This is a genomic window from Mucilaginibacter sp. P4_D1, assembly GCF_056401935.1.
The window spans coordinates 26,843-47,946 of sequence record NZ_JBFUIJ010000030.1; the positions used below are offsets into that span (position 1 = coordinate 26,843).

Consider the following 21,104-nt stretch of genomic DNA (forward strand, 5'->3'; position numbering starts at 1 on the left):
TTAAACAGATAATATGAAAATCGAACAATTTGAAGATAAAGAACTATCGCACTATTCCTACGCCATTTTGAGTGAAAGTGACCGCCAGGTAGTTTTAATAGATCCTTCACGCGATATCAGTCAATATCTCGCTTATGCGAAAAAAAACGAAGCAAAGATCATAGGCGTAATTGAAACGCACCCGCATGCCGATTTTGTAAGCGGGCACTTAGCATTACATCAAATAACAGGAGCGACCATTTACTGTTCTGTATTAGTTGGCGCGGTTTATCCGCATCAAGCTTTTGACGACGGGGATCTGATCCATTTCGGCAGAATCACGTTAAAAGCGATAAACACGCCAGGGCATTCTCCCGATAGTATTTCTATCGTATTAAAGCAGGATGGTAAGGATAAAGCGGTTTTTACAGGCGATACCCTATTTATAGGCGATTGCGGCAGGCCTGACCTGCGTGAAAGTGCAGGTAAGCTAACCGCCAGGCGTGAGGAATTAGCGGGGGAAATGTACCACTCGCTCCGGGATAAATTGATCGTGTTGAACAATGACGTCGTTGTTTACCCGGCCCATGGGGCAGGCACCCTTTGCGGAAAGGCATTAAGTGAAGCCAATAGCAGTACTATCGGCGATGAAAAATCAAGTAACTGGTCCTTGCAAAACATGACTAAAGCCGAGTTTATTGCTACGCTTTTGGAGGATCAGCCATTCGTGCCAAAGTATTTTCCGTTTGATGTAGAACTCAATAAGCACGGCGCAACTAACCTGTCGCAAGCCATTGCAAATGTTCCTGTTGGCCTGACTAATACATTAAACAGCAGTATCAATATCATTGACACGCGGGCTGAAAATGAATTTAAAAAAGCGCATCTCCCTGGATCGATTAACCTGCAAAATGGCGGTAAGTTTGAAACCTGGCTGGGGAGCATTGTTGCACCGGAGGAAGTTTTCTACCTGGTTGCAGAAAATGAGGAAATTCTCGGAAGCCTTATTTTGCGCTGTGCAAAAATTGGTTATGAGCCTTTTATTGAGCTGGCCTTTGTTTTTCAGGCAGGGACCGCAATAATGGATACCATAGACATACGCAGGTTTTCAGCAAATCAAACGGAATATACGATCGTTGACATCAGGAATAAAGGAGAAGTAAAGGAACAACCGATATTTGATCATGCCATCAATATACCGCTCCCTGAGTTACGGGAAAGAGTTACAGAAATACCGTTGAATAAACCCATAGTTGTACATTGTGCGGGTGGTTATCGCAGCGCAGCTGGCAGCAGTATTATTAATAATGCTTTTGGTGATAAAACAAAAGTTTTTGACCTCGGTGAAAACATAAAGCAATTTGACAAACCTGAAGTGACGACTCATTAGTAAAAGGTAAACATTCCGAATTTACGAAATGTTTACCTTCCTGTGTGTTCTCATTGTTTTTCAACCCTTCTGCCAAGGTTTGTTAGTCTACCACAAACGGCCCTTTACATGATCCTGATCCACCTGAATGGCGCGCGTCTCGTAATCTTGTGCCGAATTGCTTAACTTTGATGTAGTCTAATCATCGATGCAATGGCTGTACATTTAAGGGAACATATTCAAAAGATTGTACCGCTCACCGACGAAGAATATGCGTTCGTTATTTCCCATTTTAAGGGCAGGAAGTATAAAAAGCACCAGTTCCTGATTCAGCAGGGTGACCCGGTACCGTACAATTACTTCGTATTGAAAGGCCTTTTGAAACTGGTCTTTACAGATGATACCGAAAAGCAGCACATCATTTCGTTTGCGATGGAAGACTGGTGGGAAAGTGATTACTATGCCTTTAACATGAAGACCAACGCAACGATGTCGCTGGAGTGCCTGGAAGATACGGAAGTTCTTTGCCTTTCCTTAGAAGATTCCAAAAAGCTTTGTGACGGGTTACAGAAAATGGAACGATTTTTTCTGGAAAAAGCAAAATTTGGTTACCTCAGTGCTCAAAGGCGGATCATCTCTTCACTTACCTCTAATGTCAAGGAGCGTTACGAACAATTGCTCAAACAATACCCTTCCCTTATCCAACGCGTACCCAAAAGCCTCATCGCTGCCTACCTGGGCGTTTCGCGCGAAACTTTAAGCCGTTTATAGAATTAGTGTGACCTGGATCACATCAAAATCGTGAGGCAGGTCAAGAGCTATTATCGATGCTCATCGTTAATTTTGAAAGAAAGATCAAAGCGATGTTCGTAATAAAAACAACAAAAATTTTAGCAATCCTTTCAATCATGACCGCCCCTGTATGGGCACAAACGCAAAAAACAACTAAGATGGAAAAGAGAATTATCAATCCCTGGCAATGGCAGGATAAGCACAGCTATGTGCAGGCCGTTGAAATAAAACACGCAGAAAGCACATTGTATATTTCTGGTCAGACTGCGATAAATGGAGAAGGCGTATCAAGCAACGAAGACATGGAATCGCAGCTTACCCTGACGCTGAAAAACCTGGAAAAGGTTATTAGTGAGGCAGGTTATGAACCACGCGGCATCGTTAAATTAAACGTCTATACCACTTCCATGGAAGAACTCGGGTTGCACTTTAATATGCTGCATGACTGGATAGCCAAATACGGGGTGAAGCAGGCGATCACTGTGGTGGGCGTGAAAAGTCTTTACGAGACCACGAAAGTAGAAATCGAAGCTACAGTTGTCAAATAAAATCCTAACAGGTTTGCCGGTGGTCTTGAACTGGCAAGCCTGTAAATAATAGTTGGGCTAGACAAGGCGAAAAAATCCCGGACCGGTTTGGTTCGGGATATGCTTTGCTATCCGATGTTCCACATTGATAAAAAAACAAAAAGGGCAAATAATGCCCCTTTTGCAACCTAACACAACACCCCACCTTACATTTTACCTGTAGTATCTTTTTTGGCCATTTTGTCCTTAGACATTTTATCCTTGCTCATCTTGTCTTTACCCATCTTGTCTTTGGCCATTTTATCCTTTGACATTTTATCCTTACTCATCTTGTCGCCAGACATCTTGTCTTTAGACATTTTATCTTTGCTCATCTTGTCCATTTTGTCTTTGGACATTTTATCTTTCGACATTTTATCCATTTTCATCTTGTCCATCTTAGCCATTTTGCCGGTATCGGTCTGTAATCCATGAACTGGTTTTGCTTGTGTGGTGATCGTTAAGCAAACCATCATTGCGGTAGCCATAAGGCCGGTTACTACTGATTTTAATTTTAGAGTTTTCATTTTTTTGGTTTTTATTTAAGTTTTTCTTGATTGGTCGTAGCCCGACTAAAATCCTTACAATTTATTTTTAGAAATTTTCGTGTTATTAACCTGATGGTTCGGCAACCAGGTGGATTATATCTGGCCCATGCCACCATCGACGCATATTTCGCTGCCTGTAATAAAGCTCGAATCTGCTGACGCCAGGAACAATGCGGTTAATTCTGAAATAATTGCCTTTCCGATTCCGCTTGAACCGCCGGTGATCAGAATCTTTTTTTCTTTAAAATTCATGCTTTTTATGTTTTAAAAGTTCGATGCATATATTTTATTTTTGATTGAAGTACGCCCTTATCCGCTCCGGTTCATTAGTCGATAAAAGAGGCATAGCCTTACAAAAACCATTTGGCCTTTGATGTTAAATACACGTTCTCTCAAAACGTTAAATTTAATTAACTCGGCAACGCCATCACCGTTTAATTAAATCCAGAATTTTTGGAGACAGGACCTAAGGTTAACTTTTGAACGATGAATGATTACCCAAAAATTTGAATCTGAAACTTTTAACTGCGAGCATATCGATTCTTTTGTTTCATCATCCATATGTTTCATGGTAAAGACAGATAGCCATAAGGGCGGCAGCTTCTTCATGCATAGCTGCAGGATACGGTTCAATTCCTTATTATGCAGCGGATCCTGTTCTTCGATACTAAACGGCTGCGGCCAATGTTCTTTTTTCCAGTTATTCAGCTCGGGATCAAAAAACTCAGTCTCTTCATCAGTTGTTGCTATGCTTTTAACTATACCCGACCTGGATTGTTTACGATAGAGGTCAACGATCTTATTCTTCAATATAGCAGTCAGCCAGGTCCTTTCTGTGCTCCTTCCTTCAAATTTATCAATTCGTTCAAGCGCCGCTAAAAAAGTGTCCTGTACCAGATCGCGTGCCTGTTCTTCATCCGCAATACGGGTTATAGCATAAGCATACAAATAATCGGCGTGGATATCTACCCAATTATGGGGATCGGTGGTTTGTTCGCTCATGAGTATTTTACGTTTTCAGGTTTATAAATTATGTTATTTATTAGATTCAGGCGGTCACCATATGCTCCTTCGCAGCCAGGTACCGTTCCGCATCGATGGCAGCCATGCAGCCGCTGCCGGCCGCGGTTACCGCCTGCCGGTAGCTATGATCTTGGGCGTCACCGCAGCAAAACACCCCTTCAATATTGGTGGTGGCAGTACCCGGTGTGGTTTTGATGTAGCCGACTTCATCCATATGTATCCAGCCCCTGAAAATATCTGTATTGGGATGATGGCCGATGGCCACAAAAAAGCCGGTGATGTCCAGGATTCTTTCTTCCAGAGTTTTATTATTCAGCACTTTTACACCGGTCACATTCAGCCCATCGCCCAGGATCTCCTGCGTTTCCGTATCATAGATCAATTCAATATTCGGTGTGTTTAATACCCGGTTAACCATCGCCCTCGATGCACGGAACTCATCCCGCCTAACCAGCATATAGACCTTCCGGCAAAGCTTTGCCAGGTAAGTTGCTTCTTCAGCAGCTGTGTCTCCCGCACCAACAATGGCCACATCCTGTCCTTTAAAGAAAAAGCCGTCGCAAACAGCGCAGGCAGAAACGCCAAAGCCGTTATATTTTTGTTCTGATTCCAAGCCAAGCCATTTAGCGGACGCGCCAGTGGAAATAATCACCGCATCTGCCGTAATCACCTTGCTTTCATCGACCACCGCTTTATGCGGCAAACTTGAAAAGTCTACCGAAGTGATGTAACCATAACGGATATCAGTCCCTAAGCGTTCGGCCTGTTTACGGAAGTTTTCCATCATTTCAGGACCCTGAATCCCATCAGGGTAACCCGGATAATTCTCCACTTCGGTAGTTTGGGTAAGCTGCCCGCCAGCTACGATGCCGGTGTAGAGTACCGGTTTTAAGTCTGCGCGTGCGGCATATATGGCGGCCGTATAACCTGCCGGGCCTGAACCGATGATCAGGCATTTCACGTGTTCTGTTGCTGGTAACATCTTCATTAAGATTAAAGGTTTATAGAAAAATCAAGGTCTTCGGGCGGCAGGCATTTCTGATTGTTACAGGTCATGTATTCGAGTTTGCCATGCAGCGTACCTTTGCCTGATTTCAGTTTGATCTTCTGCTGAAAGATCACCGAACTCTCGAAATAGGAGACATTCATATTAAATGCGCTTTCAAATTTGGTATGGGGAGCCGGCTGGGTTGCTTTTCCTAGCAGCGAATAATCGGCGGACGGCGAAAAAGTGAAGGCCGTTTTAATCGGGCCGCCATCTTTTTGATCCAGGGAATAGATGTGCCAGCTGCTTTGTATGTCCGCCTTTAAGAAGACGACAGCTTCATCTTTGCTTTCCTTTTTAATGGCGAAAGACCATTTTACGGGCTTTTCGATCTGGCTAAAAGCGCTTGTCCCAACCAGGACCATCGCGATGATAAATACTATCTTTTTCATTTCTTTATTTGATAAATCAATTTGATAAATGATTATTTATTGGCTAAACGGTCGGGCTGAAAATCCAGCGAGACAGAATTCATGCAGAAGCGTTTGTAGGTTGGCGCCGGTCCATCGTCGAAAATATGCCCTAAATGAGAACTGCAACGGGCACAGGTCACCTCCGTACGTTCCATGCCGTGCGACTGGTCCCCGCGGTAGATCACGCTGTTTTTCCGGGTAGGGGCAAAAAAGCTTGGCCACCCGCAGGTACTGGAAAACTTAGCGTCTGATTTAAAAAGTTCGTTACCGCAAACGGCACAATAGTAGGTTCCTTTGGCGTCCGCATTCCAGTATTTTCCGGTAAAAGGTCTTTCGGTCGCCTGTTCCCTGGCGGTGGCGTATAAATCCGGCGACAGTATCTTCTTCCATTCCGCATCCGACACATTGAGTTTTTTAGTATCCGTGTTGGAGTAATAGGGATTGTTCGCATGTCCGTTAGCAGACTTCAGGTGTTGCGCAAATGCGCCGGCTATTGTGATCAGCATCAATGCTGACAAAATGAGGATGGATTTCATGGTCTTATTTATTGGAGGTTTTTAATTTGTTGGCAAATGCTTTCCTGAACTTATCGAGTTCCGGCTGAACGACGAGTTTGCAGTAAGGCACATCACCGTTCCTGCTGAAATAGTTCTGGTGGTATCCTTCTGCTTTGTAGAAAACGGTAAAGGGCGCGACCTGCGTTACCACCGGCTTGGGGTAAGCTTTTTGCTCGTTGATCTTTTTGATATAATACTCCGCCTTTTGTTTTTGAACGGCATTGTGGTAGAAAATGGCGGAACGGTATTGCGTGCCTATATCATTACCCTGCCTGTTCAATTGCGTAGGGTCATGATCGGTAAAAAACACTTCCAGCAACTCATCATAACTGATCTGTTTGGGATCGAATACGATGTTACAAGCTTCGGCGTGACCTGTAGTGCCGGTACATACCTGTTCATAAGTTGGGTTAACGGTGTGACCTCCGGCGAAACCTGAGGTTACTTTTATCACGCCGCGAAGTTCTTTAAACTTAGCTTCGGTGCACCAGAAACAACCGGTGGCGAGAGTGGCAGTGTCTAAATGTGTCGGTTTTAAACCAGGCCGGACTTTTTCTTTTGGCGACAGGGCAAAAGCAGCGCATGCACTTGTCACGGTTAACAGGATATAGCAAATGATCTTTTTCATCTTTTTTTTGATTTTGTTTATAATTAATGGATGGTTTTGCTCAGGAATGATTCCAAATCAGCTCCCCTGATATTTTTAGCAGCAATATTTCCCTGCGGGTCGATAATAAAGTTGGAGGGAATGGCCTCGATATGATAGAGCTGTTCCGCCTTACCCTGGAAGCTTTGCAGGTCGGAAGTTTGTGTCCATGCGAGTTTGTCTTCACGCACCGCTTTTTGCCATGCTGCCTTGTCTTTATCCAGCGATACGCCAAGTACATTGAACCCTTTTGAATGAAATGTGTCATACTGCTTCAACACATTGGGGTTTTCCTGCCGGCAGGGTACGCACCAGGAAGCCCAGAAATCGACCATAACGTATTTTCCTTTATAATCCGAAAGCTTTACTGTCTTGCCATCCAGGCCGCTGATCGTAAAATCCGGTGCCTTGTGGCCAATTGACAATGGTTTGATTCTGTCCATGGCCGCTATAAAATTCCGGACGGCGGGATTTTTATTCAGATCCTTATTTATCCTGATATCATCCGCAAAAGCGATCAGTTGGGACTCATACTTCACGGCATCGAGTGCGGTAGATGCATAAAATGCCGCAAGCGAAAACTTATTGTCATCAATAAATTGTAAAACAGCAGCGCTGTAAACAGCCAGGTTCTTTTGGAATAGCGGCATATAAATTTTCAGTAAGGAATCAGGTTGCCGCCCTGCCTGCTGGGATTTAGCATTGAACTCGGCTATTACCTTGTTATTCTTATTTGTAAAAGCCTGGCTGAAATTATCAAACGCCTTGATCTTTTCAGATGTTTCAGAACCGGCAACCGTGTATGAATGATGATTATCGGCCAGGTCGGCGTTTAATTCAATGGCATCGCCGTTTTGCGCCACCAGGTCAAACTGCGTGGTGTCAGCTTTTAGCTTATATAAATTGACAAAGGCTGAAGCGTGCCTGAATTTATAGCCGCCATCAGCATTTATGGCAGCAGAGTCAATTGTTCTAAACTGCGCCGAACTGTCGGCTCCCAGTAAGTAGACTGTTTTGAGTTTTGCCGGATTTTTAATAGTTCCGGAGATGGTAAATGTGGTGTTATCCTTGCAGGAAAACAGGGACACACTTAAGGCCAACAGACCGGATAGCATGATTATATTTTTCATCGTTTTACTTATTTATTTGAATAGATCAAGGCCTGATTGCAGGTAGGTATAATAGGCTGTCGGGTCATAATCTGCGCCTTCAGGTGTTACCAATGGTGTTTCTGTTACCGGGTTCAGTAATACATAATAAGGCTGTGAATTGGTATTGAAACGGGTTGCCTGGATGTCGCTGTTCAATGCGCCTATATTGGTGATTTTCCGGTGGCTGAAGCTGCTGACATACTCTTCGTTTGCCGGCAGTTCCGTTTTATCATCGACATAAAGCTGGATCAGCACGTAGCTGTCTTTCAATAATGGCAGCACCTTTTTGTCGGGCCAAACGGTTGCTTCCATTTTACGGCAATTCACGCAGGCATGCCCGGTAAAATCAATGATAACCGGTTTGTGCACTTTTTGCGCGTAGGCAACACCTTCCTTGTAGTCGAAAAATGGATTCAGATTTAAAGGTTTGTCAAATAGGCTGGCATACTTGTGTGGAGCGTCGCCAGGCGATATAGCGCTTAAGGCATTGGCACTCCCGCCCGATAAGGTTGGTGTATATAAGTCAAAATCCTGGCTGGCCTGCGGTGGCAGGAATGCCGCGATTGATTTCAATGGCGCACCCCATAAGCCAGGTACCATATAGATCGAAAAAGAAAGCACGATAATAGCCAGGAATAATCGTGGCACCGAGATGTAAGCCACCTCCGAGTCATGTCCGAATTTTAGCTTGCCCAACAGATAGAATCCTGTTAAAGCGGCGATCACTATCCAGAGTACCAGGAAAACTTCCCGGTCAAATAAATGCCAGTGGTAAGTTAAGTCCACGTTGCTTAGAAACTTTAGAGAAAGCGCCAGTTCCAGAAAGCCAAGGAACACTTTGACACTGTTTAACCAGCCGCCTGATTTAGGCAGGTTGTTCAACCAGGAAGGGAATAATGCGAACAATACAAATGGAAATGCCAGGGCGACGGAAAATCCGAGCATGCCCACTGCCGGGCCCAGCCGGGCCCCTGAGGTTGCTGCCTGCACTAATAGTGTGCCGATGATCGGCCCCGTGCAGCTAAAAGAAACCAAAGCAAGCGCGGCTGCCATGAAGAATATGCCGGCAAATCCCTTCTTTTCCGTATTTTCTTCCGCTTTGTTTGCCCATTTATTAGGCAATGTGATCTCAAATGCGCCGAAGAAGGAAGCAGCAAACGCCACCAGCAACAGGAAGAAAACAAAGTTGAAAATACCATTTGTGGACAGGGCGTTTAACGCATCGGCACCGAAGATCACAGTGATCAGCATGCCCAGGCCTACATAGATCAGGATGATAGATAAGCCATATACGGCCGCGTCCCAAATTCCCTTTTTAGGGTTGCTGTGCCGTTTAGTGAAAAAACCTACGGTAAGCGGGAGCATCGGGAATATACAAGGCAGCAATAAAGCCGCTAAACCGCCGATAAAACCGGCAATGAATATGGTCCATAAGCTGAGCGGTTTTTTTACCGGGTTGGTTACACCGGCAATTTTTGACGCTGAATGGTTTTGGTTAGTTGTCTGTACAGCAGGATTTGCAGATATAGAGATAGTGTCCGCCGTCAGCGGTTTAAACTGAACATCAGCAGTGCTGACACTGTCGGCTTTTTGCTTAAGGCTTGCTGCCTGAACCTTTACAGTCAGCAGGCAAAACAATACCAATAATAAATATGGCAGTTTTTTTAAGTGATTCTTTATGTGATTTTTCATGAGCTTTTTGGAAAACTTTATGTCTCCAAAATTCGCTCATTCACCCCCTACAAGTTATCACAGAAGTATAACATATCCTCCGTTTATAGTACCTTTTGGATGGGGGTTTTATAACTATTCATACTGATAGTAAAGCGGTTATAACTATCGTCAGCGATGGCCGCAACAAATTCAAACCCGTGTAAATACATAATACGCTTCACTAATGCCAGTCCGAGTCCTGCCTGCTTTGGCCTGTGGATAGCTGTGTCTGCCATGCTGTTGTTGATCCAGTCCAATAACTCGCCGTTGATTGATTTTCCGCTATTCTCCAACAGGACGGTCAGTTTATCGGATGCCCGCGATAAGGCTACCCTGATATGTCCATTTTCGGCAGTGTATTTTACGGCATTTTCGAGCAAGTTCTGCATGACCCTTTCCATCATACTGATGTCGGCATCGACCAGGCTGCTATCCTGACAATTTTTGCACAGAATGGTGATGTTTTTTTTCCTGGCCTGGAATTCCGCACCTTTAAGGACCTCCTGCAGAATTTCTGAAAACACAAAAGGCTCTCTTTTCGGGGTAAAGTTCACCGATTCCATTTTGGAAAGTTCAAAAAGCTGCAGTACCAGCTTTTCGACCTGCATGATCTTGTTCTGGATCATTTCCAGATGGCTTTCCTGTTCAGCGCGGCTGGCAGTAGTTTCGATCAGTAACGTTTCCGTATAGCCTCTGGCCACTGCCAGCGGTGTACGCAGGTCATGTGAAATATTCGCGAGGAAGTTCTTACGTTCACTTTCCAGAACCTTCAACCGGGTGAAATTGTCATCGAGCATCGCCACCATTTTATTAAACGCATCGGCAATGGGAAAGAACTCGTCCTTGAGTTCAATATTAAACCGGACATTGAGGTTGCCTTCCTTGAACTGATCTAAAATATAAATCACATGGTTAAATCTTTTTTGCAGGCGGGAGGTATAAAGTAAGCTGAAAATGACTGTGGCCAGGATTATGATGAAAAATACCTTGGTTGCCCATCCTCCGATCTGCGATTTAAATACAAATTCGGCAACGCTTCGATATTCCATGCCGGCCAGAATAACATAGATATAACCAATCTTTTGATCCTGGAAATTTACTGCGGCCGCTGAAAATATTTTGGGGTTTTCCGGATCCCTCGGATCGGTATTTTTGATCAGGTGAATGTGGTCACTTAAATAGGTTTCGATTTGAGCGACCGGCACTTTCCGTTGTTTGATGAGCGAGTCCGGTGCATAATAATATTTTACATTTCCAAGGGTGTCTAAAAAATAGACTTCCGTATTCGGGCTGATGATCATAGTGTTGTTAAAGACCGAATCGGCTTTCTTATGATCAATCCCATCACTGGAAAAGGGTGCAGATAACCTCGCTATGTTTGACGCGACATCTTTATTGAGCAGTTGAGTGCTGGCCTGGTAATAATTCATGGTAGCTGTGTAAGTAACCACCACGAATAATACACCCAACGTGGTAATGACGAGGAACACAAAGACCCCTATACGTGAGAATATACCTGTAGACCTTCTTTTCATCCGATAAATCTGTAGCCGATTCCCCAGCTGGTTAATATATATTCCGGTTGATCCAGGTCAGCCTCGATTTTTATCCGTAGCCGGTTGACATGCGCAGTGACCGTGTGCTCATAACCCGAAAAGGTATAACCCCAAACCTGTTCCAGCAACGCCTGGCGCGTAAAGGCTTTGCCGGGATTCGAGGCAAGCAGCATTAAAAGGTCAAATTCTTTTGGGGTCAATTCCAGCCGGGTTCCTTTTAGGGAAGCTTTACGGAGGTTCCGGTCAATAACCAGGTCCTTGACGATGATCTCTTTTACCTGCTCCTGAGTTTGTTGGGGTAGTTGTTCGGAACGCCTGATCAAGGCCTTGGACCGGGCCATCAGTTCCCTGATCCCGAAAGGCTTGGTGACATAATCATCTGCACCCAGTTCGAGGGCGAGCACTTTATCGATCTCTTCGGACTTGGAAGTCAGCATCAGGATCGCTCCCGGCACCCTATGTTCACGGATGCCTTTGCAAACCTCCATGCCATCCATGTCCGGCAAAGTAAGGTCAAGTATGATCAGATCAAAATTACCGGCCAACGCCATTTCCAACCCGTCTTTGCCGTTATAAGTATGGGTTAACCGGTAATTAGGTTCTTTATAGTGCAGTTGCAGCAATTGGGCGATCTCCGGGTCGTCTTCAACCAACAGTATATCTTTCATGAATAAAACATCTTCGAAGTTGACAAATGTATGTTGACCTTTTCAGGAAGGGTGCTAATGGGTTAGCTGGTGTGCATCGGCCCGGAGGTCTTCCGCATCGGTGAACCCTTCAGTTTTTTTAGCCAAACTGCCGTCCGCTTTAAAGAAAAACAAGGTCGGTGTAGCCCGGATAGGATAAGTTTTTTGCAATTCTTTTCCCGCCGGACTGTCAATATCAATGGCGACATTAACGAATTGCTGGTTATAGGCGGCACCTAATTCTTTGCTGACAAGGACCTCCTGTTCCATTTTTTTACAGGTCGGGCACCAGGAGGCATGTGCAAAAACGAACAAAGGTTTATTTTGTGATTTCGCAGCCTCTTTGGCTTCAGCCAGTGTCGTAACTTTAAAATTTATCCCTTCCTGTGAATTTAATATCGGTTTATAACTGGTTTTACAGGAAACCAGGTAGAAGCATAAGCCAACGGCGGCAAATAAAACGAATAATCCTAAAGCGGTCTTTTTCATGTGGACTCTTTTGTTGATAGCAAACCTTTATCGGTTTGCTGTTTAGTCGCAGGGGTACAAGATTCCTTACAATATTTTTGTTATTTGCGGATTAGGCTTCCGCGACAGCCCATAAAGGGGCCGGGAAATTCCGTCCGGCAGTTTACGGCCATCTTATTGATGTATTTTCCAGGTATTCCATGATAAGCCGCTTGTTTCTTAACTTAGGCAGGTCAAATAAGAAATCAATGATGGAATCTACTTTAACAATTGGTATCGCCCAGATCGCCCCAGTATGGCTTAACCGGGAAGAAACGACCAAAAAGATGTTAGCATATATCTCCGATGCCGCAAATGAGGGCTGTCGCCTGGTCGTCTTTGGAGAAGCCCTTTTACCTGGCTACCCGTTTTGGGTAGAACTAACAAATGGTGCCTTGTTTAATTCACCGGTCCAAAAGGAACTTTATGCCTACTATTCCCGCCAGGCGGTGTCCTTAAGTTCGGGTGACCTTGACGATTTTTGCAGCCGGGCAAAAGAAAAAAAGATCGCTATCATCCTTGGATTTATCGAGCGGGCAGAAGACAGGGGTGGGCATAGTTTATACTGCTCTCTGGCCAATATTGATGCGGATGGAACGATCCGGTACATTCACCGCAAGGTGATGCCAACTTATGAAGAGCGGCTGGTTTGGGCCATTGGCGACGGGCACGGTTTGCAGGTGAGTAAACTGGGCGCGTTTACCGTTGGGGCTTTAAACTGCTGGGAGAACTGGATGCCGCTTATCCGTTCTTCCCTTTATGCACAGGGCGAGGACCTGCATGTCGCCCTCTGGCCCGGAAGTACCCGCAATACAGAGAATATCACCCGGTTTATTGCCCAGGAGTCGCGGTCTTTTGTAGTGTCCGTTTCGGGGATTTTAAGAAAGCAGGACATTAGTAGCGAATTACCATCATCGGCACTGATCATGGAGAATAGCGAACAATGGCTTGGTAGCGGCGGATCCTGCGTTGCCGGCCCTGACGGGAAGTGGATTGTCGCTCCGCTTGATAACGAAGAAAGGCTGATCGTGGCAACGATTGACCAAATGCGCGTTATGGAAGAACGTCAGAACTTTGATCCATCGGGGCATTACTCAAGGCCCGACATTGCCCAGCTCTCTGTAACCCGGGAAAGGCAACGTATAGTTAAGTTCATAGACCGGGTCTAGCCCCGCTCGTATGTGCGTAAGATTAACCAGGTGAAAAATCTTTGTTGGGGGCCTGTGAAAATCGATCCATAGTTATAATAACATCAAAACTCTTCAGGGGAAAATATCTTTTACCGGTTTAAAAAATATTATTTCGCTCAATCTACAACTCTTTGACTTAGCTGTTATCTAATTATCTTTAAATTTCTTTTGTAAGGATTTTAACGCTAATGCGACAAACCATTGATTGTAAAAAATTGAAATTTACAGTGGTATCTTTTCAAAAGTTTGCTATGATGCCATTGGTGGCTTTTAACCATTTCGATTCGCAATTATTTGTTATGATGGATAAAAAAAGCGAGGCCCTTGTTCATTCAAATATTATTAGAGGCTTTCCTGAAATAAGATTTTATACTTTGAGCGTCTGCACGCACCTTCACGCTGGTGAGGATTTGATTCCACCCCTGAAAAACAAGGTTGCCAATTTATATGACAAAAGTGCAAAGGTTAGTGCTTCCTCGAAAAATATAGTTATTCAGTGGTAAAACCAACGGAGGAGTCTTATTTAGTTATTTTAACATGAAACCAATCTCCATTTTTGATTTTATTCATATTGATATTTATTCCGCAACGCCCAAATATCTTCAACTTTCTAGCGCCATTGTTAAAGCTATTAAAAAAGGAAAGTTACAAAAGGATGATATGTTGCCTTCTATCAATGAATTAAGTTATAAACTTGAAATATCCAGAGATACTATTGAAAAAGGTTACAAGCACTTAAAAAAGATTGGTATACTTAATTCTGTGCCTAATAAGGGATATTTTATTGCGCATACAGATCTTCAAGAGGACCTTCGTATATTTTTAATGTTCAATAAATTAAGTGCACATAAAAAAATCATCTATGATTCGTTTATCCACGCCCTGGGCGATGATGTGACTGTTGATTTTTATATTTATAATAGTGACGTTAAGCTTTTTAAGAAGTTCTTGGCCAACAAAATTGATTCTTATTCGCATTTTGTGATTATACCACATTTTATTGATGGCGAGGAATTCGCGAAAGATGAGATAAACAATATTCCCAAAGAAAAGCTGTTACTGCTTGATAAAAAATTAGCGGGTATAGATGGAAGATATGCTGCTGCTTACGAAAATTTTGAAAAAGATATTTATGGGGCATTAGTTTCCGCGAGAGAACAGTTAAGTAAATACCATACTATCAAGATCATATTTCCGGGGAACAGTTATTACCCCATGGAAATTGTGAATGGATTTATCCAATTCTGCCAGCAATATGCATTTGCTCATAAGGTGGTTAGCGATATTTTGCTTGAGCCGATTAATGAAGGCGAGGTATTTATCAATCTAATGGAGGATGATCTAGTGGCATTAATTGAACGAATATTATCAAAGCAGCTAGTAATAGGTAGACAGGTAGGTATTATATCGTATAATGAAACGCCACTGAAAAAGCTAATACTTAATGGTATAACAACCATCTCAACCGATTTTTCTTACATGGGCACAGTCGCTGCAAACCTAATTCTTGACAATAGCAAACGGCACGTTGAAATTCCATTTTACTATAATAAAAGAGCCTCATTGTAATTAACGGAAACGGATACAATATAAGGTGGACATTAAAAAAAAACAGGCATACGAGTAAAGGCAGGTTAGTTGCAAACAGTTATGTCTTAACATCTATTTCGGATTTTCGTGCACATTTTAAAATGTTCAGCCAGTTCTACGGCGCCCAAATGGAAGGATTTGTCCAACAAATTCGATAGTCTCTTTCGTATTTTACTATTCATTCTTTCTTGAACTCTGCCGGCTATAACATAGGCGCGACCGAACATCGATTAGCCTACACATCGTTACACGATGCTGCCCCCTATCGCTCCTAAAGAGTTATCGTCAGAGTGAGACATTATATATTTCTAAACCCGCCTGCGAAGGATTAGTTCGGTTTCGACCCGCTGTGCCCTTTAATTTATTAATAGAATTTTTAATAAAACAAGAAACTGACTATTAACTATTTAAATCGATTATACCATGACGGTGCAGGATAGTCATCAGTATAAAGCAGGATGTGATATATTTCTATTCTATTGAAATTAGGAGCTAATTACCAATAGCTGTCACTACAGCTTGTGAAAACCAATTTATAACCAATTTAATAAAATCATTATGAGTAAAAATTTTTTACTATTGAAATTCCTTGTTAAAAGGTTTCACTTATTCCTATGGCTGATATTGTGCAGCACTGTAGCGACGGCGCAGGATATTAAGGTAACTGGAAAGGTGACGGGCGCTGATGACGGCAATCCGCTGCCAGGTGTATCCGTGCGTGTTAAAGACGGCAATCAAGGCGTAGCTACTGCTGCTGACGGCACGTTTTCAATTGTTGCATCCAAAAACAGCACCCTGGTTTTTTCGTTTGTCGGCTATGAAAACAAAGAAATACCTTTGACTGACAATGCTGTTGTCAACGTAAAACTGAGCCCCAAAAGCGGCTCCCTGAATGAGGTTGTAGTTATTGGATATGGCAGGCAACAAAAAAAGGACCTTACAGGAGCTGTAGCAACTTTGTCAAATGCTCAAATTAAGGATTTGCCGGTGCTGTCAGTTGATCAAAAGCTGGTTGGTCAAATTCCTGGCGTGCAGATAAGCACGACAACCGGATTACCAGGTGGCGGTTCAACCATTAAGATCAGGGGATCGGGGTCGATCGGTGCGGGTGACAATCCATTATTCGTTGTTGATGGCTATCCCATATCAAACTCAGCGGGGCCAATTTATAATCCTCTAAATGTAATCAATCCTGATGACATTGAATCGGTGACTGTATTAAAAGATGCGTCTTCAACAGCCATATACGGATCAAGAGGTTCAAATGGCGTTATTGTAATTACAACCAAAAAAGGGAAAACCGGGGCTCCGGTAATAACACTTAACTCTTATGTAGGTACACAAACCGTTCCTCAAAAAGGGCGGCCGCGAATGCTAAACGGTACCGAATATGCACAATTTCGAAAAGATATTATCACGGACGATTTTGCCTTTAGAGGGGTGCAGGTTACAGATGCAGCTATTCCTGAGCCGTTCCGTAACCCAGCTCAGTATGGCGCAGGGACGAACTGGTATAATGAAATATTAAGGACCTCTCTTCAAAATAACATTGATTTAGGGGTAAGTGGCGGATCAGAAAATACACACTATAACTTTTCTGTTAACCGGATTAACCAGGAGGGCGTGGTCAGGTATACCAATTTTCAACGATATGCCATCCGTTCAAATATCGAAACTAAAATTAGTAAAAGATTAAAAGTAGGTCTCAATCTGGCACCAACAAACAGCGTCCAGGACCGGAACGGCTTTGACTCTGGCGGTCGCGATATTTTAACGCGGGCGCTATGGCTTAGTCCAATCGTACCGGTCACCGATGCTAACGGAAACCGCACCTCGTATATCAACTCGCCTGGAGGAATAGGCGCTCCAAATCCGCTTAATTCACTGGAGTTTGCCGGGACAAAAGACAAATATTTCCGGGGATTGGGCGGCGCTTATGCAGAGTTGGAAGTTATCGATGGCTTGAAAATAAAATACAGCTATGATGTTGACTACACCAGCGAAAATTCTTTCAATTTTAACCCGTCGACGGTAGGTGGCGAAAGTAATCCCGCACCTGTAGTTCCGAATTCAAATACGTATAAAAACACAACCTTCAACTGGTTGTCTGAGTTGCTGGTAAATTACGATAAACAAATTGGGAAAGATCATCGCATCAGCGCCGTACTGGGTTACACGGCGCAAAAGGAACGTTCTAACTCCATATCGCTTTTTGCTGATAATTATCCTGATGATCTGGTTAAAACCATCAACGCGGCATCAATTATCAGAGGCTATGGCGAGGATGTCCAGAAGTGGTCACTGATATCGTATCTGGCAAGAGTAAATTATACTTATAAAGACAAGTACCTGCTTACTGCCACCGTACGCACAGACGGTTCATCCCGGTTTGGCCAGAACAAACGGTACGGGACCTTTCCATCAGCCGCTTTGGGATGGCGTGCATCCCAGGAAGATTTCCTTAAAAATGTATCGTGGTTAAGCGACCTGAAATTTCGTGCAACATTAGGGAAAGCAGGTAATTTTAATATTGGCAATTATACGTATACGTCAAATGTCGGTACAGCGAATTATTCTTTTAACGGAAATTTAGCTAATGGACGGGTAAACACTTCATTAAACAACCCGGATCTGACGTGGGAAAACTCAAAGGAATTCGATGGCGGTGTTGATTTAGGAATCTTTAGGGACAGGATATACCTAACCGCCGACTATTACAACCGTTTAACTACAGGGATGCTTTTTAACAGTGAGATTCCACAATCCTCCGGTTACTCTAATGCTACTATCAATTCAGGTAAAATACGAAACAGAGGTGTTGAACTGGGTATAACTACCCGTAACCTGGAGGGTGAATTTAAATGGAAAACAAATTTCAACATATCGATTAACCGCAACAAGGTCTTAGCATTAAACGACAATAATGATCCCATTTACAGCGGTTTAAGCGGTGAGGGGTCTTATACGCATAAAACAGAAGTTGGTAAACCAATTGGCCAATTTTATGGCTATGTGATTGAAGGTATTTACAAAGATCAGAACGACCTTAATAGCTCGCCCAAACACGCCACATCGGTAGTTGGTTCCATCAAATATAAAGACGTCGATGGCAATGGGATCATTGAAGCGGTAAAAGACTTTGCTGTTATAGGGCATGCGCAACCCAATTTTACCTATGGTTTTACCAATAGCTTCACCTACAAGCGTTTTGATATGAACGTGATTTTTGTGGGCTCCCAGGGCGGACATGAATTAAGAACAGCTAATCAATATTTATTAAACATCGACGGTGTATTTAACGTGGACCGAAAAGTGCTGAACCGGTGGAGATCGCCGCAGGACCCAGGTGACGGGGTTACGCCGACGACCAACGGCTCCAGGGTTATTTACCGCGATGTCAATTCCTCCTGGGTTGAGGATGCTAGTTTCCTGAGGCTACAGAATGTTACGTTGGGTTATAATTTCAATTCTTCTCTGCTTGCACATTCAAGGGTGGTCAAAGGGGCACGGTTGTATGTTAGCGGACAAAACCTGGTAACCTTTACCAAATATAATGGTAACCCTGAGGCCAATACCGCCGGAGCCAGCGCGCTTACTCCGGGCGAGGATTTCACCAATTATCCACTGGCCCGCACCCTGATTGTTGGACTAAATTTGACTTTTTAGTCGCCCATAAACTTTAAAAAGATATACAATGAAAATCAATATTAAATATATATTATTATCAACCCTTGCCATCGGCATTTCGGCGGGTTGCAAAAAGTCCTTTCTGGATCAGTCACCAGAAGCTACGATCGTAGGAACTAACTTTTTTAAAACTGAAACTGATATCAAACAAGCAGTGAACGGCGCTTACAGTTCACTAATTGGAATGGGATTAACCAGCTACTGGCTTTTTGGTGAAATGCGCTCGGACAATACTACCTACCAATACAATGGGACCGACCGCGGGCTGGAGCAACGCGAATTTGTCGATGAGTTTTTATCGAGCGCCACTGCCCCGCCAATACAGCAGTTTTGGCAGGAAAGTTATACAGCGATTGCCCGTTGTAATGATGTGCTGGATAACATCGGCAAGATCACCATGACCGATGCTGCAAAGAACCAATACACCGGCGAAGTCAAAGTATTGCGTGCGTTTCATTATTTTAACCTGGTGAGACAATTCGGCGGGGTGCCTTTGCGCATTACCGCTACACAATCGCCTTCCGATGCGCGCTCGAAAGGCCGGGCTTCTGAAGCTGACGTGTATAAACAAATTATTGACGATCTCACTGATGCGTCCACAAAACTGCCTGCAAAATATACGGGAAATGATCTGGGTCGCGTAACACAAGGCACCGCGCTTACACTTTTAGGTAAGGCATATCTTACCCAAAAAAAATATGCCGAAGCATTAGTTGCTTTGCGGAAGGTAACTACTTTGGGTTATGCAATGCTTGGCGACTATAAAAACGTTTTTGACCCGGCAAACAAGAACAACTCAGAATCTATTTTCGAGATCCAGTACCTGGGATCGCAAAACGGTCTGTCCAGTAACTTTCTTTATCAGTTTGCACCCTGGACATCAGGGAGCACGGTAACCGGTGATCCGGGGACAAACTTGGGGAGCAGAAATGGCTACAATATACCAACACAGGACATGATTGATGCGTATGAAACAGGTGACATACGTAAAGACGCTTCCCTGTCATTGACGTTTACAGATCCGACCTCTCATAAAGTAATACCTTATGTTATTAAATACAATCACGGATTTGTAGACAGAGGGAACACAAATGATGATTTTCCGATACTGCGATACCCTGATGTGTTGTTGATGATCGCCGAATGTTTGAACGAGCAAGGATTTGCTGCCGGCGGCGAAGCATTCAGCCTCTTGAACCAGGTGCGTACCCGGGCTCATTTACCGAATAAAACTGCCGGTAATGCTAATCCTGCACTTGATGTGAGTACCCAGGCTGCTTTTCGCGATGCGATATTCCAGGAACGAAGGGTTGAGTTTGCCTTCGAAAATCATCGCTGGTATGATCTTCTACGAACAGGCAAAGCAGTTGACATCATGAATGCCCATGGGGCCAGGCAAATAGTCCAATTTTCAACCATACCTGCGGGTTCTTATAAGGTAACCGCCAATAAGTTATTATTGCCTATACCCCAACGCGAGGTAACACTTGACAATTTACAACAAAATCCGCAGTAAGTTAAAAGACTGAAAAGTAATGATTTTTAGTAATGCTAATTAATCAGCGCTCGTGACAACGATTCAGATAAGAACAGCGAAAAATATCTAACTATTTACTTTCCGCTGGTAAGCATGGATTATTCGAGGTAGATATCAAATTTAAAACGAACGATCTATGCTTACTTTGACTTTTTTATAAAAATACCGGTTCAAAGGGATGATACTGCCGAAATTTAAAATGTCAAAACATCTAATACAGTTGGAATCCGCTAAGCACTTATTATTAACCAGAAGAGGATATTGTTTTGGGGGCCGTCTTAGGTTCGAAAACAACGGGCGTGGCATTGCCAGACCAAACAAACAATGCACATTATTATGCGCCTATCAACTACCTTAATACCAAATATGAGAGTATTCCGTATCACTACCTGTTTTTTATTTTTGTGCAAAATTGGCATAGCGCAGGTAATAATTACCAATCTTTTAACCGAAGGGCAAAAAAAACCACTCTGCATTGATACCCCCTAACCCGCGTTTTAGTATCCCTTCTGACGAGCCAGAAACGAAATATCAACGACACGTAAATAC

General features: G+C 43.5%; 20 protein-coding genes. 8 read left to right on the forward strand and 12 right to left on the reverse strand.

What is annotated here, in order from left to right:
- The first annotated feature begins 13 nt into the window (after nt 1-13).
- The 3 genes from AC1DV1_RS21495 to AC1DV1_RS21505 all read left to right on the forward strand — a co-directional run bounded on the left by AC1DV1_RS21495 (nt 14) and on the right by AC1DV1_RS21505 (nt 2,688).
- Complete coding sequence (locus AC1DV1_RS21495) at nt 14-1,369, forward strand: MBL fold metallo-hydrolase (RefSeq protein WP_477363175.1); 1,356 nt, start codon at nt 14-16, stop codon at nt 1,367-1,369.
- Nucleotides 1,370-1,561: 192 nt separating this feature from the next.
- On the forward strand, nt 1,562-2,119 hold the full coding sequence (locus AC1DV1_RS21500) for a Crp/Fnr family transcriptional regulator (RefSeq protein ID WP_477363178.1): 558 nt from the start codon (nt 1,562-1,564) through the stop codon (nt 2,117-2,119).
- 179 nt (nt 2,120-2,298) lie between these two features.
- On the forward strand, nt 2,299-2,688 hold the full coding sequence (locus tag AC1DV1_RS21505) for a RidA family protein (RefSeq protein ID WP_477363181.1): 390 nt from the start codon (nt 2,299-2,301) through the stop codon (nt 2,686-2,688).
- Between the two features lie 185 nt (nt 2,689-2,873).
- Here the strand turns inward: AC1DV1_RS21505 and AC1DV1_RS21510 are convergent, their stop codons facing one another.
- From AC1DV1_RS21510 to AC1DV1_RS21565, 12 genes are all read right to left on the reverse strand, one after another.
- Nucleotides 2,874-3,233: a hypothetical protein gene (locus AC1DV1_RS21510; protein ID WP_477363183.1), complete on the reverse strand. Its 360-nt coding sequence runs from the start codon at nt 3,231-3,233 to the stop codon at nt 2,874-2,876.
- 114 nt (nt 3,234-3,347) lie between these two features.
- On the reverse strand, nt 3,348-3,506 hold the full coding sequence (locus tag AC1DV1_RS21515) for a hypothetical protein (protein WP_477363186.1): 159 nt from the start codon (nt 3,504-3,506) through the stop codon (nt 3,348-3,350).
- Between the two features lie 186 nt (nt 3,507-3,692).
- Nucleotides 3,693-4,256 (reverse strand): sigma-70 family RNA polymerase sigma factor, encoded by a 564-nt coding sequence (locus AC1DV1_RS21520; protein WP_477363189.1) that lies wholly within the window; start codon nt 4,254-4,256, stop codon nt 3,693-3,695.
- 46 nt (nt 4,257-4,302) lie between these two features.
- The gene (gene trxB / locus AC1DV1_RS21525; RefSeq protein ID WP_477363345.1) at nt 4,303-5,259 is read right to left on the reverse strand and encodes a thioredoxin-disulfide reductase; all 957 of its coding nucleotides are present in this window, start codon (nt 5,257-5,259) and stop codon (nt 4,303-4,305) included.
- 11 nt (nt 5,260-5,270) lie between these two features.
- Complete coding sequence (locus AC1DV1_RS21530; protein WP_477363191.1) at nt 5,271-5,714, reverse strand: protein-disulfide reductase DsbD domain-containing protein; 444 nt, start codon at nt 5,712-5,714, stop codon at nt 5,271-5,273.
- A gap of 32 nt (nt 5,715-5,746) precedes the next feature.
- A complete protein-coding gene (gene msrB, locus AC1DV1_RS21535; protein WP_477363194.1) occupies nt 5,747-6,271 on the reverse strand; it encodes a peptide-methionine (R)-S-oxide reductase MsrB in 525 nt (174 codons plus the stop codon).
- A gap of 4 nt (nt 6,272-6,275) precedes the next feature.
- Nucleotides 6,276-6,920 carry a peptide-methionine (S)-S-oxide reductase MsrA gene (gene msrA / locus AC1DV1_RS21540; RefSeq protein WP_477363198.1) on the reverse strand — a complete coding sequence of 215 codons (645 nt, stop codon included), beginning with the start codon at nt 6,918-6,920 and terminating at the stop codon, nt 6,276-6,278.
- 23 nt (nt 6,921-6,943) lie between these two features.
- Entirely contained in the window at nt 6,944-8,068 is a 1,125-nt protein-coding gene (locus tag AC1DV1_RS21545; protein WP_477363201.1) for a redoxin domain-containing protein, read from the reverse strand.
- 12 nt (nt 8,069-8,080) lie between these two features.
- Nucleotides 8,081-9,781: a protein-disulfide reductase DsbD family protein gene (locus AC1DV1_RS21550; RefSeq protein WP_477363204.1), complete on the reverse strand. Its 1,701-nt coding sequence runs from the start codon at nt 9,779-9,781 to the stop codon at nt 8,081-8,083.
- Nucleotides 9,782-9,864: 83 nt separating this feature from the next.
- Nucleotides 9,865-11,232: a histidine kinase dimerization/phospho-acceptor domain-containing protein gene (locus AC1DV1_RS21555; protein ID WP_477363207.1), complete on the reverse strand. Its 1,368-nt coding sequence runs from the start codon at nt 11,230-11,232 to the stop codon at nt 9,865-9,867.
- Nucleotides 11,233-11,333: 101 nt separating this feature from the next.
- Nucleotides 11,334-12,026 carry a response regulator transcription factor gene (locus tag AC1DV1_RS21560; protein ID WP_477363210.1) on the reverse strand — a complete coding sequence of 231 codons (693 nt, stop codon included), beginning with the start codon at nt 12,024-12,026 and terminating at the stop codon, nt 11,334-11,336.
- A gap of 54 nt (nt 12,027-12,080) precedes the next feature.
- Nucleotides 12,081-12,533, reverse strand: a complete 453-nt coding sequence (locus AC1DV1_RS21565) for a thioredoxin family protein (protein WP_477363213.1) — start codon at nt 12,531-12,533, stop codon at nt 12,081-12,083.
- 230 nt (nt 12,534-12,763) lie between these two features.
- Between AC1DV1_RS21565 and AC1DV1_RS21570 the strand changes: the two genes are divergently transcribed.
- From AC1DV1_RS21570 to AC1DV1_RS21590, 5 genes are all read left to right on the forward strand, one after another.
- Nucleotides 12,764-13,720 carry a carbon-nitrogen hydrolase family protein gene (locus tag AC1DV1_RS21570; RefSeq protein WP_477363348.1) on the forward strand — a complete coding sequence of 319 codons (957 nt, stop codon included), beginning with the start codon at nt 12,764-12,766 and terminating at the stop codon, nt 13,718-13,720.
- Between the two features lie 209 nt (nt 13,721-13,929).
- Nucleotides 13,930-14,244: a hypothetical protein gene (locus tag AC1DV1_RS21575; RefSeq protein WP_477363216.1), complete on the forward strand. Its 315-nt coding sequence runs from the start codon at nt 13,930-13,932 to the stop codon at nt 14,242-14,244.
- Nucleotides 14,245-14,278: 34 nt separating this feature from the next.
- Nucleotides 14,279-15,310 (forward strand): GntR family transcriptional regulator, encoded by a 1,032-nt coding sequence (locus AC1DV1_RS21580; protein ID WP_477363219.1) that lies wholly within the window; start codon nt 14,279-14,281, stop codon nt 15,308-15,310.
- 579 nt (nt 15,311-15,889) lie between these two features.
- A complete protein-coding gene (locus AC1DV1_RS21585; protein ID WP_477363222.1) occupies nt 15,890-18,997 on the forward strand; it encodes a SusC/RagA family TonB-linked outer membrane protein in 3,108 nt (1,035 codons plus the stop codon).
- A 28-nt stretch (nt 18,998-19,025) separates the two neighbouring features.
- On the forward strand, nt 19,026-20,534 hold the full coding sequence (locus tag AC1DV1_RS21590; RefSeq protein WP_477363225.1) for a RagB/SusD family nutrient uptake outer membrane protein: 1,509 nt from the start codon (nt 19,026-19,028) through the stop codon (nt 20,532-20,534).
- The last annotated feature ends 570 nt before the right edge of the window (nt 20,535-21,104 follow it).

What these genes read in the sequence shown, in the direction of transcription:
- AC1DV1_RS21495 (WP_477363175.1), top strand. Translation starts at nt 14, where the DNA reads ATGAAAATCGAACAATTTGAAGATAAAGAACTATCGCACTATTCCTAC.
- AC1DV1_RS21500 (WP_477363178.1), top strand. Translation starts at nt 1,562, where the DNA reads ATGGCTGTACATTTAAGGGAACATATTCAAAAGATTGTACCGCTCACC.
- AC1DV1_RS21505 (WP_477363181.1), top strand. Translation starts at nt 2,299, where the DNA reads ATGGAAAAGAGAATTATCAATCCCTGGCAATGGCAGGATAAGCACAGC.
- AC1DV1_RS21510 (WP_477363183.1), bottom strand. Translation starts at nt 3,233, where the DNA reads ATGAAAACTCTAAAATTAAAATCAGTAGTAACCGGCCTTATGGCTACC.
- AC1DV1_RS21515 (WP_477363186.1), bottom strand. Translation starts at nt 3,506, where the DNA reads ATGAATTTTAAAGAAAAAAAGATTCTGATCACCGGCGGTTCAAGCGGA.
- AC1DV1_RS21520 (WP_477363189.1), bottom strand. Translation starts at nt 4,256, where the DNA reads ATGAGCGAACAAACCACCGATCCCCATAATTGGGTAGATATCCACGCC.
- trxB (WP_477363345.1), bottom strand. Translation starts at nt 5,259, where the DNA reads ATGTTACCAGCAACAGAACACGTGAAATGCCTGATCATCGGTTCAGGC.
- AC1DV1_RS21530 (WP_477363191.1), bottom strand. Translation starts at nt 5,714, where the DNA reads ATGAAAAAGATAGTATTTATCATCGCGATGGTCCTGGTTGGGACAAGC.
- msrB (WP_477363194.1), bottom strand. Translation starts at nt 6,271, where the DNA reads ATGAAATCCATCCTCATTTTGTCAGCATTGATGCTGATCACAATAGCC.
- msrA (WP_477363198.1), bottom strand. Translation starts at nt 6,920, where the DNA reads ATGAAAAAGATCATTTGCTATATCCTGTTAACCGTGACAAGTGCATGC.
- AC1DV1_RS21545 (WP_477363201.1), bottom strand. Translation starts at nt 8,068, where the DNA reads ATGAAAAATATAATCATGCTATCCGGTCTGTTGGCCTTAAGTGTGTCC.
- AC1DV1_RS21550 (WP_477363204.1), bottom strand. Translation starts at nt 9,781, where the DNA reads ATGAAAAATCACATAAAGAATCACTTAAAAAAACTGCCATATTTATTA.
- AC1DV1_RS21555 (WP_477363207.1), bottom strand. Translation starts at nt 11,232, where the DNA reads ATGAATTATTACCAGGCCAGCACTCAACTGCTCAATAAAGATGTCGCG.
- AC1DV1_RS21560 (WP_477363210.1), bottom strand. Translation starts at nt 12,026, where the DNA reads ATGAAAGATATACTGTTGGTTGAAGACGACCCGGAGATCGCCCAATTG.
- AC1DV1_RS21565 (WP_477363213.1), bottom strand. Translation starts at nt 12,533, where the DNA reads ATGAAAAAGACCGCTTTAGGATTATTCGTTTTATTTGCCGCCGTTGGC.
- AC1DV1_RS21570 (WP_477363348.1), top strand. Translation starts at nt 12,764, where the DNA reads ATGGAATCTACTTTAACAATTGGTATCGCCCAGATCGCCCCAGTATGG.
- AC1DV1_RS21575 (WP_477363216.1), top strand. Translation starts at nt 13,930, where the DNA reads ATGCGACAAACCATTGATTGTAAAAAATTGAAATTTACAGTGGTATCT.
- AC1DV1_RS21580 (WP_477363219.1), top strand. Translation starts at nt 14,279, where the DNA reads ATGAAACCAATCTCCATTTTTGATTTTATTCATATTGATATTTATTCC.
- AC1DV1_RS21585 (WP_477363222.1), top strand. Translation starts at nt 15,890, where the DNA reads ATGAGTAAAAATTTTTTACTATTGAAATTCCTTGTTAAAAGGTTTCAC.
- AC1DV1_RS21590 (WP_477363225.1), top strand. Translation starts at nt 19,026, where the DNA reads ATGAAAATCAATATTAAATATATATTATTATCAACCCTTGCCATCGGC.